At 47.0% G+C, this 22,252-nt stretch carries 18 protein-coding genes; 6 read left to right on the top strand and 12 right to left on the bottom strand.

The window, feature by feature from the left end:
* Together ACDE64_RS02445 and ACDE64_RS02440 are read right to left on the bottom strand one after the other, a co-directional pair.
* Positions 1-690 carry a hypothetical protein gene (locus tag ACDE64_RS02445; protein ID WP_411344981.1) on the bottom strand — a complete coding sequence of 230 codons (690 nt, stop codon included), beginning with the start codon at positions 688-690 and terminating at the stop codon, positions 1-3.
* Positions 691-793: 103 nt separating this feature from the next.
* A complete protein-coding gene (locus ACDE64_RS02440) occupies positions 794-1,840 on the bottom strand; it encodes an LLM class flavin-dependent oxidoreductase (RefSeq protein ID WP_411348906.1) in 1,047 nt (348 codons plus the stop codon).
* 394 nt (positions 1,841-2,234) lie between these two features.
* On the opposite strand from ACDE64_RS02440, the gene ACDE64_RS02435 reads away from it, so the two are divergent.
* Positions 2,235-5,885 (top strand): collagen binding domain-containing protein, encoded by a 3,651-nt coding sequence (locus tag ACDE64_RS02435; RefSeq protein WP_411348905.1) that lies wholly within the window; start codon positions 2,235-2,237, stop codon positions 5,883-5,885.
* 318 nt (positions 5,886-6,203) lie between these two features.
* Here the strand turns inward: ACDE64_RS02435 and ACDE64_RS02430 are convergent, their stop codons facing one another.
* The gene (locus ACDE64_RS02430; RefSeq protein WP_411348904.1) at positions 6,204-7,601 is read right to left on the bottom strand and encodes a dihydrolipoyl dehydrogenase family protein; all 1,398 of its coding nucleotides are present in this window, start codon (positions 7,599-7,601) and stop codon (positions 6,204-6,206) included.
* A 306-nt stretch (positions 7,602-7,907) separates the two neighbouring features.
* Between ACDE64_RS02430 and ACDE64_RS02425 the strand changes: the two genes are divergently transcribed.
* Together ACDE64_RS02425 and ACDE64_RS02420 are read left to right on the top strand one after the other, a co-directional pair.
* Positions 7,908-8,600, top strand: a complete 693-nt coding sequence (locus ACDE64_RS02425) for a hypothetical protein (protein WP_411344977.1) — start codon at positions 7,908-7,910, stop codon at positions 8,598-8,600.
* A gap of 38 nt (positions 8,601-8,638) precedes the next feature.
* On the top strand, positions 8,639-9,232 hold the full coding sequence (locus tag ACDE64_RS02420; RefSeq protein WP_411348903.1) for a hypothetical protein: 594 nt from the start codon (positions 8,639-8,641) through the stop codon (positions 9,230-9,232).
* A gap of 178 nt (positions 9,233-9,410) precedes the next feature.
* On the opposite strand, the gene ACDE64_RS02415 is transcribed toward ACDE64_RS02420, so the two are convergent.
* Positions 9,411-10,622: an ROK family protein gene (locus ACDE64_RS02415; RefSeq protein ID WP_411348902.1), complete on the bottom strand. Its 1,212-nt coding sequence runs from the start codon at positions 10,620-10,622 to the stop codon at positions 9,411-9,413.
* A gap of 211 nt (positions 10,623-10,833) precedes the next feature.
* Here ACDE64_RS02415 and ACDE64_RS02410 point away from each other — a divergent pair, with 211 nt between their 5' ends.
* A complete protein-coding gene (locus tag ACDE64_RS02410; RefSeq protein ID WP_411348901.1) occupies positions 10,834-11,424 on the top strand; it encodes a hypothetical protein in 591 nt (196 codons plus the stop codon).
* 139 nt (positions 11,425-11,563) lie between these two features.
* Entirely contained in the window at positions 11,564-12,247 is a 684-nt protein-coding gene (locus ACDE64_RS02405; protein ID WP_411348900.1) for a hypothetical protein, read from the top strand.
* A 240-nt stretch (positions 12,248-12,487) separates the two neighbouring features.
* Here the strand turns inward: ACDE64_RS02405 and ACDE64_RS02400 are convergent, their stop codons facing one another.
* A complete protein-coding gene (locus tag ACDE64_RS02400; protein WP_411348899.1) occupies positions 12,488-13,867 on the bottom strand; it encodes a TraB/GumN family protein in 1,380 nt (459 codons plus the stop codon).
* Positions 13,868-14,414: 547 nt separating this feature from the next.
* Between ACDE64_RS02400 and ACDE64_RS02395 the strand changes: the two genes are divergently transcribed.
* Complete coding sequence (locus tag ACDE64_RS02395; protein WP_411348897.1) at positions 14,415-15,236, top strand: copper amine oxidase N-terminal domain-containing protein; 822 nt, start codon at positions 14,415-14,417, stop codon at positions 15,234-15,236.
* A 111-nt stretch (positions 15,237-15,347) separates the two neighbouring features.
* Here ACDE64_RS02395 and ACDE64_RS02390 read toward each other — a convergent pair whose 3' ends face one another.
* From ACDE64_RS02390 to ACDE64_RS02360, 7 genes are all read right to left on the bottom strand, one after another.
* Entirely contained in the window at positions 15,348-16,289 is a 942-nt protein-coding gene (locus tag ACDE64_RS02390) for an alpha/beta fold hydrolase (protein WP_411350214.1), read from the bottom strand.
* A 177-nt stretch (positions 16,290-16,466) separates the two neighbouring features.
* Positions 16,467-17,627, bottom strand: a complete 1,161-nt coding sequence (locus ACDE64_RS02385; RefSeq protein WP_411348896.1) for a M23 family metallopeptidase — start codon at positions 17,625-17,627, stop codon at positions 16,467-16,469.
* A 58-nt stretch (positions 17,628-17,685) separates the two neighbouring features.
* Positions 17,686-19,068, bottom strand: coding sequence for an ABC transporter permease (locus tag ACDE64_RS02380; protein ID WP_411348895.1), 1,383 nt, complete (start codon positions 19,066-19,068; stop codon positions 17,686-17,688).
* Complete coding sequence (locus tag ACDE64_RS02375) at positions 19,061-19,969, bottom strand: ABC transporter ATP-binding protein (RefSeq protein ID WP_411348894.1); 909 nt, start codon at positions 19,967-19,969, stop codon at positions 19,061-19,063. Before ACDE64_RS02375 ends, ACDE64_RS02380 begins: the two co-directional genes overlap by 8 nt.
* A complete protein-coding gene (locus ACDE64_RS02370) occupies positions 19,966-20,943 on the bottom strand; it encodes an ABC transporter ATP-binding protein (RefSeq protein ID WP_411348893.1) in 978 nt (325 codons plus the stop codon). The genes ACDE64_RS02375 and ACDE64_RS02370 overlap by 4 nt, the downstream gene beginning before the upstream one ends.
* Positions 20,944-20,962: 19 nt before the next feature.
* The gene (locus ACDE64_RS02365) at positions 20,963-21,352 is read right to left on the bottom strand and encodes a GntR family transcriptional regulator (protein ID WP_411348892.1); all 390 of its coding nucleotides are present in this window, start codon (positions 21,350-21,352) and stop codon (positions 20,963-20,965) included.
* Between the two features lie 51 nt (positions 21,353-21,403).
* The gene (locus tag ACDE64_RS02360; protein WP_411348891.1) at positions 21,404-22,132 is read right to left on the bottom strand and encodes a hypothetical protein; all 729 of its coding nucleotides are present in this window, start codon (positions 22,130-22,132) and stop codon (positions 21,404-21,406) included.
* Positions 22,133-22,252 lie beyond the last annotated feature (120 nt).

The raw sequence follows: 22,252 nt of genomic DNA, 5'->3' as shown, positions 1-22,252 counted from the left end.
TTAGTTGTTGACCGAATTGCCATCGCCAACCGAGCTACCATCCTGATATTCGCCACGAACGCGAATGACTTTGCCATCTTTGTCCAGATCCAGACTGACAGTTGTACCTACGGTACGCTCATTGGATGGACCGTCTGTACCTTCAAAGTCAGCCGCTTTCTGGTACGATTTCTCTTCAGTACCTTGCTTGATAACGACGTTAGTATCTGTCTCAGAGACGAATTGACCGACAATATCAGGCTGTGAATTGTCCATATCATCCGCATCTTTGGCAAGTTGAGCTGTCGCAATCGTGCTATCTTGTGCATTCAGCGTCACACTCACTTCTTGACCCGGCAGATCGGTCGATTTGGGCAAGTCAGCTGCTGCTTCGTAGGAATTGCTTTTCGGAATATTAAGTTGCTTCCCATTCACGTCCAGTGTCATTGTATCGCCATTTTCGGCTACATATTTACCAACTACATTATAATCGGCACTGGCATCGGATTTGTTGGGATCGCTAGAATACTGACGGAAGTCTCCCTCCAGCGTTTGCGCGGTTGTATTATCTTGACCAGCTTGATCCGTTTCCGCTTCACTTACGCTTTGAACAGGCGCTGTCGGATCAGGTTGACTACCATTGCTGCAACCTGCAATCACACCCGATAATAGCAATGCCGCCGCGGCACTCATTTTTAATGGATTCATCATTGGGAAAAGCCCCTTTCGCTATAGTGTCCGTTGGTTGTTGGGATCGTTTATGAACCTCTCACATGATCCTTTTACCCCAAACACGGTGCTCTCCAAACTTGATTCATAGCAAATCCTGCAAATCCCGCTCCTTCTCTGCATTCTCACCCATTTCAAACACCTTTGCCAGCTGCTGAATCATACGCATTCGGTTATGGAATCCGTAGACAAGCGGCAGGATCAGCACCTCGTCTGCTTCATAACGCGCTGCCAGACGTTCGATGCGCGCACGCACCTTATGCGGCGTACCGATAAGAATACGTTCCCGGCGAGCAGTGATCTGATTCTGCTCTTCTTCCGTATATACATGGGATTGCAGCTGCTCTGGAGGTAGGAGACCGGGCTTGCGCAGCCCTTTATTTTCAGACATCAGTAACCAGTAATCCCAGCTGAGCGCCTGAAGCTGTGCCTCTTCCTCTGTATCTGCCACACTGATGAAGATGCCAACCATCGTATACGGTTGCTTGCGTACCTCGCTCGGCTGAAATTCTCGTCGATATCGCTTTGCCGCCTGCGGTCCAACATCGGAAGCATGGATGAAATGGGCAAACGCGAGTGCCGTGCCATATGTTGCTGCCAGCTCTGCACTGCCATTCCCTGTACCGAGCAGCCATAGTTCCGGTTGCGTATCAATCTGCGGCGTTGCGATCAGACCGGGGAAGCGATCCACTCCATTTGCGTCTTGATGCAAATAGTGAATCAGATCAGCCAATTGTTGCTCGTACGATACAGATTCATTCCGTCCTTCGTTCAATGCAGTTCGTCCAATTCGACCAGCTCCAGCAGCCCGTCCCGCTCCCAGATCGATGCGACCGGGATGCAGTGCTTCCAGCATACGGAAATTTTCGGCGACTTTGTACGCACTGTAATTGGGCAACATCACTCCACCGGAGCCGATACGAATGGAGTGGGTACGGTCTGCCAGATGCATCATAAGCATCTCTGGATTGCTGCCGGCAAGCGGTGGCAAATGATGATGCTCGGATACCCAGAAGCGATGATAGCCCAGCTGTTCGGCAGCAATCGCCATTTGTACCGTTTGACGTAACGCTTCTTGATCATTACTGCCCTCGTCCACTGGTGAATAATCCAGAATCGATAATGTGGTCATCCCTGTTTCATCCTTTCATAGTCATCATTCTTCCCCAAACAACGTCATGGGCGAAGTTAGACGAAATCGGAGCTGCTTATCTTGCATTCAAGCAGATTCCAAACAATTTTTACCATGTTTCACTTAGCAGGCTACCGTTTTATTAGTACATACGGCATACTAAGTCTGTATAGTCCTTTGGACTTATGCGAATAGAATGACTTTTTATAAAATTAATCATTAAATTCGTTAATAAGTTCGGTATTTTATCTTGTACAATCATGTATAATCAATACAGTCCTTGTACATATAATTGTCGTTCTCTCCTTAATTATCCATTTCCAGCGTTCCATATGGAAATTCATTGTTGCTCGGTCGCTAGGTACGAATAACTACATACGAAAAGAGGTTACGTATGAATGTATTTAAGAAAGTGAGTGTATTAGCAGTCGCACTCATGTTGATTTTGAACTGTCTTTTTATGCCGGGAATTACTCATGCTGCCGATGAAAGCAGCACAGCTCCATCTGCAAATAGTACATCCGCCAGTACGGATGACAGCACCGCTTCTACAACGTCTACGACGGTTCAATCCGATACGTATGGTGGAACCGATGCTGGTTCAACAGACGGTTCAACCGAAACGACACCTACAGATACAACTGGTACAGAACCTGCTACACCTGCTGCCAAGCAGAACATCCTGACCAACGCGTATTTGACAGATGCAAATGGTAAAGTAATTGATGGTGAAGCCAATCCCGGAGATCCGATTGATCCAGATGAAGCGATCAATCTGAATTACGAATGGGCATTGCCAAATGACGGTTCCTACACTAGCGGTTCGACATTCGAATTCGATCTGCCGTCCGCTTTTCAATTGTACAACGACATTAACAATGTTCCGCTGCAATTTGGCGATACGACAGTCGGTAGCTTTGATGCAACCAAGTCGGGGCATGTAACTGTAACATTTAACTCCACTGTAGATGAATATTCCGATATCCACGGTACGATGCAATTCCGTACCTCACTTAGCAAGGAAACAGTAACAGGCAGCACCGAAGTGAAGATTGCCATTCCTCTGGGCGAAAGCTCGCAGTTTGTTGTCGTTTACCTGAAACCGGATAAAGGCAGCAATATTGGCAAACGCGGTGAAGCCATCAGCAGTTCCCAGATTCGTTGGACTATCGATCTGAATACGACAAAAGAAAAGCTGGAAAATGCCGTTATCACTGACCCGACCGGCGCTGGTATGAAGCTCGATACGGTATCCGTTCAAGTATATGGACTGAATGTGAATGTAGACGGTACGACTACACTCGGAGATCGCATCACATCCGGTTATACGCTCAGTGCGGATGAGTCCCAGTTTAAGCTGTCTTTTGACAATACGATCTATTCCGCTTACCGCATTATATACGTAACCGATATGACGGATAATGCACGCACGGTCTTTTCCAACACGGCAACGCTGACTAGTAGCAAAGGCGATGCCGAAGCGCAAGCACAGGTTACGGTAGAACAGCAATTTTTGAGCAAAAAGGTAGAAAATTACGATCCTGCCACAGGAACAATCGATTGGGCAATTGGGTACAATCTGAACAACCAGACGATTACGCAAAGCAATGCTATCGTTAAAGACCGCTTCAACAGCAGTCAACAGGTAGTCGATGGTTCGCTCAAAGTATACGACAATCAAGGCAATCTGCTCACACTCGACAAAGATTACAAGATCAAGACGATTACACCGACAAACGGACGTACCGGCTTTGATCTGCAATTCCTAAGCGATATCAACTCCTCGTATACGATCAAGTATCAGACCCGTCCGGTCGATCAGGTCGTACGCAACGAGAATATTAGCAATATTGTAACAGCAGGTGGTGTAAGTGTCGGTGTTAACCAGCGTGTACAAGGTGCCTTGTTCACCAAAGCGTTGACTGATGCCAACTACGTTCGCAAAGATGCAACATGGAAACTGACGCTGAACACGAAAGATCAGCCGTTGGAAGGTGCGCTGATTGAGGATCAATTCCCGAACGGCGGTCTGCAATTCCTGCCGGATACTTTGAAAATCACCCGCGCGGATGGCAGTGTATATCCGTCGAGTCTGTACACGCTGACTGTGAATGATGCGCGTGCTGGCTTCCGAATTGATTTCAAAGAATCCGTCAAAGAACAACTGATCATCGTCTACCGCACGACTTTTGATGCGGATTGGAAGAAAAACAAATCCGAAGTATCCTACCAGAATATCGGTGCGCTCTATTGGCTGGAAAACGGTAAATACCGTACGATTGCAGCTGAAGCTCGTTTCTGGCCGGATAATCTGACTGTGAATAATGGTGCCAAAGAGGGCGTCTACAATCCAGTGACCAAAGAAATCACTTGGACAATCAAAGCTAATTACAACAACAAAACATTAACCAATGCTATTTTGAATGATACGCTCGGAGCCGGTCAAACGTATGTGGACGGTTCGCTGGGTGTGTATCACATGAATGTGCTGGGCTATTGGAATGGCGTAAGTCGCGGCGTTGCCGTTGATCCTTCCGCTTATACAGCTACTACGCCAGCATCAGGAAGCGATGGCGGAGCGTTGCAAGTCAAATTCAACAATCCGATCAATTCCGCTTACTGGATTACGTTCAAAACTACGCTCACTGGTAAAGTCATTCCACCGACTGTACGCAATGATGCGGTATTGAAGGCGAACGAGAACAGTTATCCGTGGGCTTCCGTTGTGAGCATTCCCAACGGCGGCGAATATGTATACAAAACCGGTGTTCAAGATAACGATAAGGTCAACTGGACGGTTCAGATCAACCGTGGTCAATCCTATGTGGAAAACGCCAAAATCATCGACCAGCCGACCGCCAATCAGATTCTGATGACCGATTCCTTCCACCTGTTCAGCACCGTTCCTTCTGAGGATGGTAAGCTGACCAAGAGTACCGAACTCGTAGAAGGTACGGATTATAAACTGACTGTCACTTCCGGTACACCAGAGAAGTTCGAACTGGCATTCCTGAAACCGATCTCGTCCGCTTATATTCTGGAGTACTCTACGCTGATCAATGCTAATGACCGTGATAAGCTGAGCAATAGCGTTCAATTTGTCGGTGATGGCATTACGACTGGCACAGTAGAAACGAGCAAAGACATTATCGTACGTACATCCAGTGCTTCCGGTACAGGAACCGGGGTTGTCGGTAATCTGATCGTTCACAAAGTCGATGCGTCCGACGATACCGTCTCACTCGCAGGCGCTGTGTTCCGTTTGCAAGATGCAGCGGGCAGTCGTCCAGCGATTACGATTACGACTGACTCCCAAGGTCGCGCTCTGTTTACTCGCCTGTTGTATGGCAAGTACAATTTGCAAGAGATTCAAGCACCTGAAGGATATACCGCAGATGATACGATCCATGCGGTAACGATTAATGCAGACAATCAACAATCCGGCAATGTTCCGCTTGTAACGATTACGAATACAAAACAAACGACACCGGGTACGCCAGAGAATCCTGGTACACCGGGAACACCAAGCAATCCAGAAAATCCAAGTAATCCAGGTACACCATCTAATCCATCCAACCCGGATGACGATGATGATACACCGGGGAATACACCATCTAACCCAGGCACAACACCACCGAGCAGCAATACGCCACCTACAACGGAGCAGCCTGTTCCGGTAGATGATGAGCCAATTCCGCAGGGTACGACACCACCGTCCCAGCCGGAGCAGCCGACGAATACTGGTGGTACACCGGATGTGTCGATTCCAGACGAACCTGTACCGCAAGGTACAACACCGCCGGATACAACGCCGACTCCGTCTGGCAACCCAGATACAACACCGGAAGTTCCTGTACCGGATGAACCGATTCCGACGGGAACAACGGAGCCAAATCCGACACCGCAGCAGCAACCAATGTTGCCGCAAACGGGTGAATCAAGCAGTATGCCATACTGGCTGAGTGGTGCGGCACTGATCGCACTGGGTATTATTATCAACCGTATGCAAAACCGCAAAGTAAAAACAGGCGGTCGCTCTGAATAGACTGTGTATGATGGAACGTGAATACTATGTATTCGCCAAAGGTATGCACAACGATCAGTTGAATAGTATGTAATCCAATCACCCCCAACCATAGAGGCTGGGGGTGATTTGTATTGTTATGATGTTGCATTCTATGGATCTTGCATCATCTGGATGTTGCGTCATGTAGTTTTGCCGGGCATATACTTTTATACATGGATACATACGGATAGCTATAGATTTAGATACACCGACATGCTTACAATTGTACTGCTCCGCTCTATATGCAGCTACAAAATCCAAATGACGATTTACTACTCAATCTACTTATGATTCAATCTACAGCTTCAGCATATATCCAAGATCCGAAGCGATGGTTGGATATGCAAAGGTGACTTTTTTCAGATCGTCTACTGTTAGCTTGAGCCGAATCGCGACTGCAAAATGGTTGATCAGATCGCCGGCTTCCCCGCTAAGTACATGCGCACCAAGAATAGTACGTTGCTCCGTATCCAGAATGAGTTTTACACTAGCTGCCTGTTCATTCGTCCGCTTGTACGTATACCATGAAGACATATCCATATGACGGACTTCCACATGGCTGATCTGTTTACGGGCTTCTTCTTCCGACAGACCGACTGCCGCAATGCTTGGAATCGTAAAAGCTACACTTGGCATCTCCGTATAGTCTGTCGTCTGACTGTTGCCATTTAGCAGATTATGAGCAACCGTCTTCGCTTCCAATCCGGCAAGTGGCGTTAACGGCAAGCCGGGCGAATCAGCACAGTCTCCTGCTGCATAGACGCGCGGATTACTCGTACTCTGTAGATATTCATTCACTGCGATGCCCTTTTTACTATAATCAACACCGCCCTGTTCCAACTGTAGCTGCTGGATATTCGGCGCACGTCCAGCACCATGTACGCTCAGACCGCATTCCAGCTCCAACAGCGAACGCTTGTCGTCGATCTGCCCATCTTCCTGTTTGTAAGCAGCAGTGAGTTGATAGCGCTTCTTGTCTGCCTCATCTGCTAGCAGCTTGATCTGTTGCAAGGATACATTCAGATGAATATGGATGCCCACTGTTCGCGAATGTTCAACTAACTCGTCAACTAGATCAGGATCAAAGCCTTTGAGAGGGTGATGATTATTGTGTATGATGTGTACTTCTGCTCCTGCACGAGCAGCAATATGGGCAAATTCAAACGAAATGTAACCGCCACCAACAAAAACGATGCTCTCCGGTAATTGCTCCAGATTCAGAAAATCATCGCTATTCGCCAGATGCTCTTCCCCTTCTACATCCAGTGGTGCGGGTGCTGCACCGGTAGCGATCAGAATATGCTTTGCTTGAAACGTCTCACCGTTGATCTCAATCAGATCCTCACCGGCAAAATGCGCCTGTCCGTGCCATGTATGGATGCCAGCATCTTGGAGCTTTTGCTCATGAGCACCGGGAATGTGGTCGGTGAATGTACGCTTGAACGCCATCAGGTCATTCCAGTTTATATTGGCTCTATCAGTCATGCCCTTGCCTTGTAGTCGGGCGGTGCGGTCAACTAGTTCCGCGGCACCTACTAGTACTTTTTTGGGATCACAGCCACGCAGGGCACAGGTGCCGCCATATTCACGTTCATCCACGATGGCTACGTTCCAGCCCTCTTGGCGGCATGCTTGCGCTACCGAAGCGCCTGCACTGCCTGTTCCGATTACAATCAGATCGAAGCTTGATGTCATAGAGTATCGCCTCATTCTCTGTATAATTTGGTAAGAAGCTCTCTGTACCATTAACCGTGAATGATACGGTGCAATCCTTCTATGACGGGTTAAATATATACCACAATCGCTATGACGCCTTCATGACATGGATGTAGTCGAAGAACGGTCAAGAAAATTCATCAAATCGCAATTAAAGTGTAGTGGAAGATAAAATGTATTTGCCATTTTATCAGAGTCGTCTGTTTTTAGTTCTTTCCTTTACTTGCTTCCCGTGTTAAATTGTAAAAAAAATCTATTAAATACATAATAGAGGGGTTATGAACAATGAAACAAAAACCATGGTTAACTTTGCTACTAACTGCTGTATTGGTAGGCTTCGCCGCGTTGCCTGTCGGTACGGTCGCAGCCGCATCCACCGATGAGTCGCCAGACGGTTCGTATTCTATGGATCTGAACAACGACGATAGCACATCCGGCGATGTGGAAGACGATACGTATAGCGATGACGGCAGTCTGGATACGATCGATCCGGCACTGGAAGCGGAAGCAAATGAATTTGTAAATTATGCTGATGCCATGGACCCGCTGCTGACGTATGAAGACAAAGCATGGAGCGCATATAACAAAAACGACTATGTTAGCGCCGCCAACCGTAAGGAAGAATACCGCCTGATGACGTACACTGTCGTACCCAACTACACCAAATTCGTCGCCGGTCTGAAACAAGTCAAACCGCAAAATGCCAAGCTGGCTGCCATGCATGCCAAATATGTCAAAGGTGCTTATGCCGAGCTGGAAGGATTCATGCTGTACAAAAAGTACGTATCCAGCACCACACTGAACAAAACCCTGCTCAAAAAAGCCGAAGCGAAGCTTGATAGCGGCGGCGCATTGATCGACCAATTTTACAGTGAGCTGGATGATTATATTACCCGCTTTGACGTACTGGACGATAGCAGCTTAGATTCCAGCACGAGCGACGATTCCAGCAGCGATGTAAGCGATGATTTCATCTAAAGAAATTCAATAGAATTGCAAAGGAGCTTAGTCTTATTATGAAAAAGAAATTATTGCTTACGCTTGCCCTGACTTGTCTATTTGGTGCAGCTACACCGTTCCATGCTGCTTCCACTTACGCGGCATCCAATAGCAGTACAACTGCGCCAAGTACAGACAATGCCAGTGAAGATGTTAGCGAAGATACAGAAGATCTGCTGAGCGAGGTCGCTCCGGCACTGCGCGCAGAAGCACAGGGCTTGCTGGATTACGGCGATGCCCTGACGGCGATCGCGACTTACGAAGACAAAGCCGTTGATACATACAACGACTATCGCTACATTACGTCCGCTAACCGCAAACAAGCATACGCCGCGATGACGTATACTGTCATTCCAAGCTATACCAAATTCGTCGCAGGTCTGAAGCAGATCAAGCCTGCGAACGCCGAGCTGGCAAAAATCCATAACAAATACATCAAAGCTGCTACGCTGCAACTGGAAGCACTGAATCTATTCAAAAAATACGTATCCAGCAGCAAGCTGAATGTATCCGTATTGAGTCAGGCGAATCAGAAAATCACCGCAGGCATGAATGAACTGAACGCCTACAAAGCTGCCGTAGAGAAATATTCTGCCAAATTCGAACAGTAATAGCATATCCAATATGAAATACTGAATATTAATAGCTATGAAATATTGAATATTAACAGCATAACAGCCCGGTATCAGGCGCACATCTCTCCAATCTCCAGTGAAGATGAACGCCGATACCGGGCTGTTTTTTTCCTGTACGATTTTTCCTATGCGATACATGCAATATAGATGCTACTTACATCTCCATCCGTTCCAATACCATCACTGCTGCGCCTACAGACACCGCTTTATCTTGTAAATGTCCACGCGAGAATTGCGGATGTGTTGCTGATTCGCCGTAGATTTGTTTTCTAGCAACAGCGATTGCCGTTTCGTAATAACCTGGTGCTGCATGAATCAGCGCACCGCCTACAATGACTCGCTCTGGCTGCAACGTATTGATCAGATTGCCTAACCCGATGCCCATATACCCTGCTGAACGGTGGAACAATTCCTGTAAAAAGGGTTCCCCTTCCTGCAACTGACGAACCATCTGGTCAAACGGCAGATCGTTCTTGCCCTCGGCAGCTTCATCTACATCCACATCGGCAAAAGCCGACCATTCCAGCCCCATACGAGCGCGCTGGCGAGTCTGCTGCTCTAATGCTTGAATCGAAGCATAAGCTTCCAGTGCGCCATAATTACCGCGCTCATGCAGCCTTGCACCGCCTGCTTGCACAACCATTTGCCCGATGGAGCCTTCCTTGTCGGAAGCACCTCGCATGATACGCCCATCCGACAGATATGCCGCGCGAATCCCAACGCCAGCATTCACATATAACAAATGCTGCGGAGAATCCTCACGAGTCGCCCAGTATTCACCGAGCAGTGCGGTATTGATCCCATTGTCCAGCAGCGCCGGAATCTCGGTCTTCTCCGTAAGCAGGTGACAGATCGGAACATCTTGCCAGCCTGAAGCGGTAAAATACAGCGGATTGCGAATCATCCCTTGCTCATAATCTAGCGGTCCGACAGCGCCAATGCCGATACCGAGAATACGGCGCTTGGATAGATGTCGCTCTGCTAGCACCTGCTGAATCTGCCCTGCTACTTCCTCCACCAGCTGCTCTGGCGTCATCTGCTCATCCATGAGCCAGCGATGACTGAATAGCGGATTCATCCGCAGATCGTACAGTCCGAGCACTGAATATTTGCGCGAAATGTCCAGTCCGAACAGATAGCGGTTATGCGGCTGAATCCGGTACAACACAGGCTTACGCCCGCCAGTCGATTGCCCTAAACCAGATTCTACAATCCAGCCTTCATGCAGCAACTCATCCAGTACCCGGTTCAAGCTACTGCTCGTAATATCAATGTCTTTCATCAATTCAATTTTGGAAACGTCATCCTGCACGGCAATCCGGTCATACGTTTGCCGTTTCAGCGTTTTGGCGATTGTCCGATACACAATTATTCATTCTCCCTGTTCGTAATAACATATACTGCCCGCTTCTTGTGCATGGGATACATACGCATGGACAGTCTCTGTCTCCATTGTATCCGCCTGCTGACAGAATGACCACCACAGAAAATATACCAGAAATATTCCAATTTCGACTTGGATTGCCGATAAAGATAAAGCATGTTATTTTACATACGATTCAAAGGAGCGAAAACACATGAATTCCAAATCTGTCCTGTCCCTGCTATGCAGTCTATTGCTGCTAGCTGCCTTGCTGCCCGCTATGCCGCAGAACGCTCATGCAGAAGTCTATTCTGCTGACGAAGTATTCGAGTCAGAAGCCGACGTGTATGAATACTTGGAAGACTTCCGCACGGTAGTCGATCCAGAATTACTGGATGCCTATGACGACTATGTAGCTTATTTTAAAGTGACCAACAAAGCCACAGCATACGGTGAAATCGGACTATCAACCTACAACGAAAATACCGCCTTCACCCAAGCTACCCGTAAACAAGCGTACAAAAATATCAAAACTATCGCTATCCCCAATTACACCAAATTTATCAACATGATCAAAAAAGCCAAGCCTCAGCAACCTGAACTGATTGCGCTACACGAGAAATTTCTCAAAGGCGCCAACATTCAGCTAGAAGGCTTCAAACTATTCGCCAACTATTTGAACACAGCTACCCCAACCGCCAAACAAAAATATACGATCAATACTAAGATCAAACTGGCGACCAAAATCATTACACAGTACAATCAAAGCATATACAAATACGTCGATCAGTTCAGTCTAGAATAGCTCTCCTCTCAAAGGCGCATTTTCCTTGCAGCATAAGGAAAATGGCGCCTTTTGCATGTTCAAATTTGCATAACTAAGCCTTTTAATGGTAAATTTAACATCACTACCCTGTCACAACATCAAAGGAGGTTATCTACATATGAAGAAATATACTCTGCTGCTGCTGACACTGGTCATGAGCGGTTCCTTGCTCGGATGCAGCCAACAAAGCAGTCCAGCCAGCACCAATGAAACATCCAGTCCTACTACCGCGGAGACAAATGCCGCAGCCACCACGAATAATGAAGCCGGACAGACTGAGCAAACAACACCGACAGCCAAACAGGGGGAAACAGCTACTGACGAGCAGGTTCAAGCAGCTACAGATGTTGCCAAGCAGTACAAACAAGCCGAGTATCAAGTCACTGACTATAGCAAGCTGAATCTTGATACCAACAATGAGGAAAGTGTGAACGAAGCATCACTACCAGAAGTTTTTCAACAGCAATACGATCGGTTGGAGCCGTATGCTTCAGCAGAATTCCTGAGTAAACAAGCAATGAGCCGGGTGCTTATTTTGCCACAACGACTCGCTACACAGTCCCAATCCAATGTGACTACTACCGATCTGAAATTGACTGCCGATCCGGTATTCAAGGTTAAGGGTATTATGGAAATCGCCTACGAGATGAATATTGCTGTCGGTGATAAGGAGAAGATTCCATCCAAGGGCACGCTGCAACTGCAACAGGTTAGCGGCGAATGGAAAGTCATCAATGACGCCTACGATCAAGCACAACTTGCCCAGCTACTAGATCGAGTCAACGGCAATACCTCTTCCTGATCTCATGCCAATGAATCTGAGATCTCCGATCAACGTTCTGTTATAGTATGTACATCATACAAAAACCGCCTGTTCTCCAAAAGAGACAGGCGGTTTTTTGTGATCACGTTAGTGGCTTGCTGACAGCAGCATCGCAGTATGGTGGGTACGGACTATTGTTGTTTTGTTAGGAATACCAATTGTTATCTTTGTGTAGGTTAACACAGTATAGGGTTATCATTCTGAGGGGAAAAGCTGGTTCTATTTGCGTACGACGGTATAGCCCTTTTTCTCCAACAGGTGGAGAATACCGTCATCGCTCAGATAGTGAGCAGCACCGACAACGATAAAGTATTGCTTGTTGCCGCCGCTTTTCAGATAGCCGTCGATTTTGTTTGCCATGCCGATATTGCGGTCAACCAGCATCGCTTTGTGGTATTCGGGAATATCGGCGGAGCTGGTTGTCATCTTCAACAGTTCCGCTTCATTACCAGTTTTCCACGTTTCTGCCATGTTGTCGATCGCTTCGTCCTGCTTGCCGTTGTCGTTCTCCTCGAGATCGCGAAGGGCAAAATACAGCAGAGCATCCTGCAATTCAGGAGAGAAGTTGTTCAGCATACTCAGTTGCGATTCACCGGATTCTAGCTCAATCACCGGTACGTTGCGTTCTGCCGCCTGCTTGAGGAAGTACCGATCAATGCCGCTTGCGGCTTCGTAGCTGGAGTTGGCTGTCGCCGCAGAGTCGATGAACATTTCCACGACCCATGGCTTGAAGCGATCCATGTCACCGGACTTGATGCCGTTTGCCTGAAGGTATTTGCCGAGTTTGGCGTATGTATCCGCAGCGATATGATTAGGGAGCGTGCTGCCATCCTGATACGTGCCCATCTGTCTAATTTGCTCGAAAAATTGCTCGTCTGTCGTCTTCGTCACATCCACTTCGACGCCGAGATAATCCGCTTGCGAGAATGCTTCTTCGTATTCTTTGCGCAGCGGGTAAAAGCTATCATTAGCGATGTGCATGGAACCGACAAGATAGACGGTGTTACCATTCGCTTGCACTTCCCACATGAAGCCGCGTCCACCCGTATCCGCTGTTTCGGTTGTAGCTGCCGGAGCGGAGCTGCTGTCTGTCGGCGCTGTGGAAGCTGCTGGTGTAGTTGGTGTCGCTGTACTGTCAGTCGGTGCGGTCGTTGCGCTGTCTACCGGCTGTGTCGTGATTGGTTCAGTCGTTACAGGCACAGCTGGAGCAGACGTCAGCTGAATCGTACGCGTCTTGGCATTCCAGCTAACCGTATAGCCCGTCAATTCGCCAAATGTACGGATGGGCACATAGACGACGCCGTTGATCTTCGTCAGCTTGCTTTTGACGGTGACGCTTTTGCCATTAACGATGGCAGTGATGCTATTGCCGGATGCGCTGGACAGGGTGATGCCCATCGCTTTCAGCGTGGAGCGCAGCGGTACAAGCGTTGTTTTCTGCTGAACCGTCGGTGCGCCGCTACCGGTACGATACTCTACTTTTTTGTCATTTACTTTGACTGTCAGCGGCTGGGCTGCGGATGCCAGCGCTGGAGCAGAGGTTGCTAGCAGACCTGCTGCGAGAACCAGGGACAGGATTTTGTGATGCCATTTTCTCATTGCATAACTCCCTTTGAATAGTTTGATATCCGGACTGTCCCGTTCCTTGATATGACAGGGATTTTGCAAGCCAAACGTGTCTCTCTAAATATTGCATATTCTCATTTCAAGTACAATACATTGTTGCTGTATATTTATATTTTCATACAAATAAAGGAACCGATTGCATACTAACGAGTGGACTATAACTCGTATTCTGCCAGACGAGCACCGCCAAGCTTGTAGATATAATTATTGGTGCTGATGAACTTTGCGCTTGGCTCAATTGTATCTATTATAATAAGCAACTGAATAGAGAATTAATAACTTTTTTAAGTCGTCCGGTAAATTCGAAAACGATATAGTATAAGGATATTTATCACTCTTTCACAATACTATTTTGTTTTAAATAGACTAGCAATACATAGTACAAAGGTACAAACATCCTATGTAAATCAAGGTGAGGAAACAGTAAACATTCAGCTATAAGCTCAACAATGACATTTCATAATGTAACATTTGTATTGTCTATCGCGTTATAAAATAAAACTTCTAAGGAGATGACTTCATGAAAGTACTCAGACTTTTAGTCTTAATTTTTTTATTAACAGTATTTAGTTTTCCTAAAGAAGGTCATGCTCAAGCTACAGTAAACATCTCATCGCCACCTATACTGAAAATAAATCAATATTACATTCTGTTTACCTATCCTACTTCTCCATATGTTGATGAAAATAGCCGCTTGCTTGTTCCATTGCGTTCATTAAGTGACTTGCTTGGAGCTGATGTATCATATGATGGCAGTTCCAAAACAGCAACTATTAATTTAAATGGACACAATCTAATGGTTACTGCCAACTCAAAAAATATAGTCGTAGATAAAAACTCTAAAAAAATGGATACGGTTCCTGTACAAAAAATGAATTCTCTATTTGTACCTCTCAAAGTAATACTTCAATATCTAGATGTAACTGGAAATTACAATTCGAATACTAAGTTAATTGAATTAAAAGGTTCAAATTATATGAAAAGCACTCCACAATTAACTCAAGAAACACAGGATAGAGCCAATCTAGAAGAAGATCAGAGCGCTTTTGCAGTTACGTCCTATAAAATAAATATTTCTTCTGTTGATCCTAAAAATAATATTTGGAAGGGTAGCTTGACTTATACTGCTAAAAACACTACAGGTCATTCAATTAAACAAGGAAAAGAAGATGTTCATTCTGTATATATGCTTGCGAATGGAAATTCTCAGGCAGAAATATATAATGATGGAAGAGACAAACATCATCAAGTTAATTCAGGTGAATCTATTAACAAAACAAGAAAATTGATAGGTAATGCTAATCTGAGTTACATTATTGTTAAACCTTATGCTGTAAAATAACTTTTGATCTAAATGAATGAATATAAGGAGAATGCATGATAGTATAACATGTCTTCCTTGTATTCATTTTTTTATTTCACAAATGCCCTTATGCTAAATATTTGATTTTATTTAAAAATGCAGATGAATTCCATTCAAAAAATCTCTCAAATCCGCTGCAATCGTCTTCGACTGCGTATAGTGCAAATAATGCGTTCCTTCCAGTGGGACAATCTTCGCATACTTGGAAGATTGAATCTGTGCTTCATGCTGTGGAATCCAGTCTTTGATCTCTGGATCATTTTGGACGAGGAAGAAGATCACTGGCAAGTTTTGAGGGAATTGTAGACTTTGTACCGATTTGAAATTTGTAGGTAGTAGCTGTGCTTCACTTTGAATATTTGCATTCATCATATTTTTCAGAGTAATCATTTTAATCTGTTGTTTTGTCGACTCATCTACATTCGGTGTCATGATCTGAGCAGGGTTCAGCTTGACGATGAAGCGGTAAAAGCCGGATGTCTGCAATAAGCTTAACGTTTGGGTGTCCATCACGTCCGTCGGTTGTGTCGGGAAGCTGGTATCAATCCCTGCAAATGCTATCACTTCCTTCGGATACTTATTCACATAATCCAATCCATAAATACCAGCAATCGAATGACCCATCAGTACATATTTACGAATCTTCAACTGTGATAACGCTGCATGAATCTCATTTGTAATCTGTTCCACCGTACGTGGCTTGTCTGTCACATCGCTTAATCCATAACCAAACGGTTCCACCACAACCACCCGGTAATACGGAGACAATTGCGCGATCAATGGCTGAAAATCAAGCGCAGGCGCGGCTGTACCAAAGCCAGGCAACAATACAATCGTCTGCGTACCGGAGCCTTGTATAAGAACATTCATCTTCTTACCGTCTACCATAACCGTCTGACCGTACGGCTGGATTTGCTTTTGTTCGGAATTACTGGCTACGACGTTAACGGTATATACCGTAGCAACGAAAATGACAATGAGCAGCGCGATCGTCGCTATAGCAATTAGCATAAACTTTAATAATTTTCTCATCATTTCATTTCCTCTCAAAATCTTACGGTAACTCAAGTAAGTATTCATTTTAATTTATTTATTCATTGTTAGATGATTTTTTACAATAATCTTTTTTCAAATTCAAGCGTATTGGATAGGTGGCAAAAGGATGCGGTCGTGAATGTCCGCATCTTCTCGCCTGCCGTTCAACATGACTTATCCACCATTGGTAACAGTTTGACCTTTAACCGGCTCAATCTCTCCCTGCCAACGAATCGGAATCGATGTTCCCCTTGCTAGATCCGGGCGATCTGCTACTTGAAAGTGTAGATGTGCTTCGCTGGAATTGCCGGAGTTGCCAATCTTGCCGATGATCTGTCCGGCTTGCACGGTATCGCCCTTATTTACTGTAACCGAACCTTTCTGCAAATGCCCCAGCAGACTGTATTCATTGCCATGGCGGATCACTACGCTGTTACCTGCGGGCTGCTGCGGATTCATGTTGCCAACTGGTTCATTGTCTGCGATATTGTTTACCACAGCTACCACTGTCCCATCGGCTGGTGCCAGTGCAGGCTGACCGAATGCGTAGTAGCTCTCATTACGCGTAGCATCGCCGCTGTAGGACATTCCATCTTTCACTTGGATAAAATCATACGCGTACCGCTGTGACTCCACCGCATAGTGATAGTTTTGCAGTACATTGCTGCCGCCCCAGAAGACGAACCAGTCGCCTTGCAAAGGCAAGCGATATGTGGCTGTTGTCAGCTTCTGATCGGTTGCCGGAAATGATTGGATCGGCTGCAATTGCAACCCGGCAATCTTGCCCTGTTCATCCACAATAGCCGTCAGCCCAAGCTTGCCGTTGTTGTCCAGCCAGTTGTATTGCGTATGATGATTAAGCATAATAGCCTTCCCCAATTGTTCAAATGATGCTACATTCTGCAACGAAGATTGCACAGTATCGACCAGTTGCTGTTGCGTGAGCACCTGTTGAAATGCCGGAGTCAGCTGTCTGTACACAGCCGCCTCCTTGCCTTGTAACAATGCCGTCGGAATTTGTTCCGGTGGCAATATCTCTGTGTCATCTGTCTGTTCATTGGAATCGGAACGATTCTGCTCTATCGCTGTTTCCTCCGCTGCCTCCTCCTGTGCAGTAGATTCGGTCGGTTGCTGCTCTACCGAATATGCGGAATCGTTAGACATCGCACTACCACTGTCGTTTCCACGACTACTGTCGTTCCCACTGCTACATGCGGTGATAGACAGTGCGGCTGTAAGCACAAGTGCGGAGATGGCTGTTCCTTTGATCCTTGGTACTGGCTTAGGTGTTGGGCGCAATTCCTCTGATACGGTCAGCCTGTGCTGATGATTCATGGATGATCCCTCCCTTGGATTGCCTATATGTCGGGTATTGGACGATGAATATGGGACTTCAGATTTTGTATGCCTTCATTGCTTTGCGTAATTCTTTCCACGTTGGGCGTTTGCCGTACATGAGTACGCCAGTACGATAAATTTTCGCGGAGATCCAGCCACAGATGACGATCGATACTAGCAGGATAAGCATCGAGATGGCGATTTCCCACCACGCCATATTGCCCAGCCCAAGCCGGATCAGTGAAGTGGTCGGCGAGAAGAAGGGAATGTACGATGCGATACGAACGAGCAACGTATCCGGTTTAGAAATACTGAAGATCCCGATATAAAATGCTGCCAGTGTCAGTACGGTCAGTAGTGATACTGCTTGTCCCAGATCCTCGGTGCGACTGACAATCGAACCGACTGCCGCATACAATGTCGAGTACAGGAAATAGCCGAGAATATAATAAATAAAGCCGAATACCGCCACTTCCCACGACAAATTGGACACATGCAGATCGAATTGCGATAGTACATGCTGGTAATACGGCAAGGTCAGATGGATTCCAAAGACCAGCGCATAGATGCCCATCTGCGTCAGCCCAACTAGGAAAATGCCGATAATCTTGCCGAACATCTGCGTGAGTGGCGAGACGCTGGTGATTAGAATCTCCATGACACGCGAGCTTTTCTCAGCGGTAATCTCGGCAGCGACCATATTACCAGTCATCGTCAGCGAGATGAAGAACAACACCATAAGCATATAGACAAGAATAAAGTTCTCTACCGAAAACGGCTTGTCTGCCGCTGCTCCACCGTTCAGCTTATCTGGCGATACCGTGCCGACAGTAACCGGGCTACCCAGCTCGGTAAGCTGCTCATCGCTAAGCTGACCAGCGGCAATCGTGCGCAGCTTGACCGCCTGTGCAGCGCCTTGCAGAATAGCTTGTACGGTTGAATCGTCGTTATCGCTCACATAAGTTACTGTTGGAAAAGCCTCTTTGTCCGTCCCCGTTCCACTGCGCAGCAACAGATACCCGTCCAGTTCCTTTTGCTCCAGCTGTTGGTTCAACTGAGCAACAGCTTGCGGTTTATTGTTCCACGTCAGTTTGGTAGGAATATCTTCGTCTGTACTGCCTGCCAATGCCGAAGATGCCCCCGTATTCATGCTATTGACAGTACTGCCATTGGTCATGCCCGATGCAGAATGTGCGACTATTTGCTGTGCCTCGTCCGACGCTTGCCGAATATCGTCGGCAATATCGTTATACTGCCCGGAAGCGATGCCAATTCGGATCGTTCCATCTGAGGAACTACCGGAAAAGAGCTGGATCGCATACGGAATATTCAAGCCGATAATGATGAGCAGTGCCAGCAGAATTGTCGTCCAGCGGAATGCTTTCGTTTTGACTTTGTTACGGTATGTGAAGGAGATAACTGCGCCCATTTTATTCATGAGATTGTCCCACCACCTTGATAAAGATTTCATTCAATGTTGGTTCTTGAATCTCGAAACGGTCTACATTGCCTGCCGCCAGCGCCGTTTGCAGTACTTGCCTTGCCGCCTGTTCGTCGCTCACCTTGAGTCGATAATCGCCCTCATCGCGGCGCTCGACCTGAAGCACGCCAGGCAGTTGCTCCAATCCGTCAATATCCTGTGGAGTTCGCAGCAGCACATGCTCGCGTGGATATGCCTGTTTGATTTCACGAATATCGCCCTGCAATACAGGTTTGGAGCGTTTAAGCATCGTCAGGTGACGGCATAGCTCTTCCACATGTTCCATACGGTGCGTGGAGAACAGAATCGCAGTTCCGTCATTGCGTAGCTCCAGCACCACTTCCTTGAGCATCTCTACATTCACCGGGTCCAATCCGCTGAATGCTTCGTCGAGAATGAGGATACTCGGACGATGAATGACAGCAGCGATAAAGCCCATTTTCTGCTGGTTGCCCTTGGACAGTTCTTCAATCCGCTTGTGCTCGTATTCCATTGCGTCAAAACGCTCCAGCCAGTAGTGCAAACTCTGGCGCGCGTCTGCCGCCTTCATTCCGCGTAAATGTGCCAAATACAGCAGTTGATCGCTCACCTTGACCTTCGGATACAATCCGCGCTCCTCTGGTAGATATCCCATCAGCGGCTGCAAACCGTTATGATACGGCTTGCCATCGTAGGAAATATGACCTTCGTCTGGATGAATCAAGCCTAGCACCATACGCATCGTGGTCGTTTTACCAGCGCCGTTGCCTCCCAGCAGTCCATAAATCTCGCCCTTTTCCACTTGAAGCGATAATCCATCGACCGCAGTGTGACCAGCATATTGCTTAACGACGTCATGCAATTGTAACGGTTGGTTCATGATTGGACCTCCCTGTTCACATTCATTTGATGATGACGAACCCAGCATAACAGTAGTTCTTCCCACTCCAGACCACGCACTTGCAAAGGAATTCCATTTTCCTCAGCGACTTGTACCAGTGCGTCGGCATCTGCTGTCAATATGCGTACCGCTCCATCTGGACGTTGTTCCCACTCCAGAATGCCGTGCCAATCGCGCAGCAATTCTATATCTGCGGCGGTACCTTGACCTGAAGAGTCGATCCAGATTTCCTTCCATTGCTGATACAGCTCGTCCTTTTCCCGCATGCCGACAATCTGACCGTGATGCATAAGTGCGACATAATCGGCGAGACGCTTCACTTCCTCCATCCGGTGCGTAGTGATGATCATCGTAATCTCGCCGCTATCCATATACGTGTGCAGCACATCCAGCATATCTTTCCATGCAAAAGGGTCAAGCCCCGACGATGGCTCATCCAGCAATAGTAGACGCGGCGATGATGCCAGCGCAGCAGCCAGTTCAAATTTTTGCCGCTGTCCTTTGGAAATTTTGGACAGGCGGGCATTGGATGGTACGTTTAGCGTTTCCAGCAGTTGTGCAAATCGTTCCGCATTCCAGCGCGAGTACCAGTTAGAGCGAAACGCCGCTGCTTCGTAAGCAGTCATGCGGTCTTCCTCCGGCGAAGACCCTTCACCGATATAAGCAATCTGCTGACGCAGTTCTACTGGCAGCTCGCTTGTAGGCGATTGTCCAAACCAGTGAATACGCCCGCTATCTGGATACATCGTACGCAGCAGCATATGCAGCAGTGTACTTTTACCAGTTCCATTTTCGCCGACAAGTGCGGTCACATATCCTTGCGGCACACTCCAGTTGAGCGGTCCGATCATATGGTCGCGTCTTGTTTTGCATACCTGTTCTAGCATAATGACTGGCTGTGATTCCAGTGTATGTGATGTGGCATATTGGCTCTGTAAAGGATTGCGATTCATCGTTCCCATCTCCTTATGTCTATTGGTCGTCATGCTTGTTCAGCAGCTCTTCAATCAAAAGACTCAATTGCTGCCGCGTCCAACCCAGATTGTAGCTGCGCACGATCATATCGTCGATCAGCTGGCGTACTTGCTCCTCACCCATTCGCGTGCGAAGCTCCTCTTCCACACCAGTCACAAATGTTCCCGTTCCCTGACGGGTACGCAGCAATCCTTCATTTTCCAGATCCTGATAGACGCGCCGAATCGTGATCACGCTGCATTTCAGATCGGCGGCGAATTCGCGGATCGACGGTAGCAAGGTGCCTTCCTGCAATTGTCCACTTATGATTAGCGCGCGTAGCTGATTCTCCACCTGACGGTATAGCGGTTCTGCACTATTTTCATTAATCTGTACAGGTATTCTCATTGTTCTGCCCTCCGTCCATTGCACCTGTTGCTCCCCTTCGGCAGGGCTTGGTTATAATAAATCTCTTGTTTTCGCTTTGCGACTTACGATCGTAAACGACAGCGTCAGCGCCGCAATACCGGCAACTAGTCCGATCCACATTAGCGGGGAAGCCAGACCATCCCGAATCGATAGTGCCAGCATTCGATTGGCGATATTCCAACCCAGATTCATGCTAGTAATCGTGATCGCAACGATCAGTATCGTGGAGATACTCGACCAGAATACGTATCGTTTGTAATTGACCATATACTCCCAATAAATGTATAGCGCCGTCAGTAGCAGTCCAAATCCAATCGTCGTAAGAACGAATGCCAGATACCCGCTGAATGTAACTTCCGGTATCGTACGTATGCCGATCGCATACGTAAGTGTGAATACGAGAATGCTGTTATAAATAAGACTCATTAGCAAAATCTGCAATCGGCTTCCAAGTACAGCAGCGAACGGAATTGGTAGAGCGCGATAATATTGCATCTGCTTGCGATACGAATCCTCCTGCCACAATCGGAACGCACGCCGCGAATAGTCGATGCCGAGCAGCGGCGCAATAAGTAACAGAATAAAATCAAGCAATGTGTGCGTAAGACGCGATTCTTCCTGTACATATCCCTGGGTAAAATACAGAAATCCGATCACTGCACCCATATACAGCATGAAAATAGTCGACCAGATAAACATCGTCCAATTCAGCGACAATTCCCGTTTTGTAATCAGCCAGCCCTTTTTAAAATCAAACATATGTACACTCTCCTCGATCACAGTCATCCTTGCGATGCGCATATCGTATAGTCTACATGTCAGCATGCAATGAATCTGTGCTTAGTGTGTATATCTATATACACAGTATATACACACTGC

Origin of the sequence: Paenibacillus sp. WLX2291 (assembly GCF_046603665.1) — a bacterium.
Lineage (GTDB): Bacteria > Bacillota > Bacilli > Paenibacillales > Paenibacillaceae > Saccharibacillus.
The sequence above is the reverse complement of the archived record's forward strand: the minus strand, read 5'-3'. Positions and strand labels throughout refer to the sequence as shown.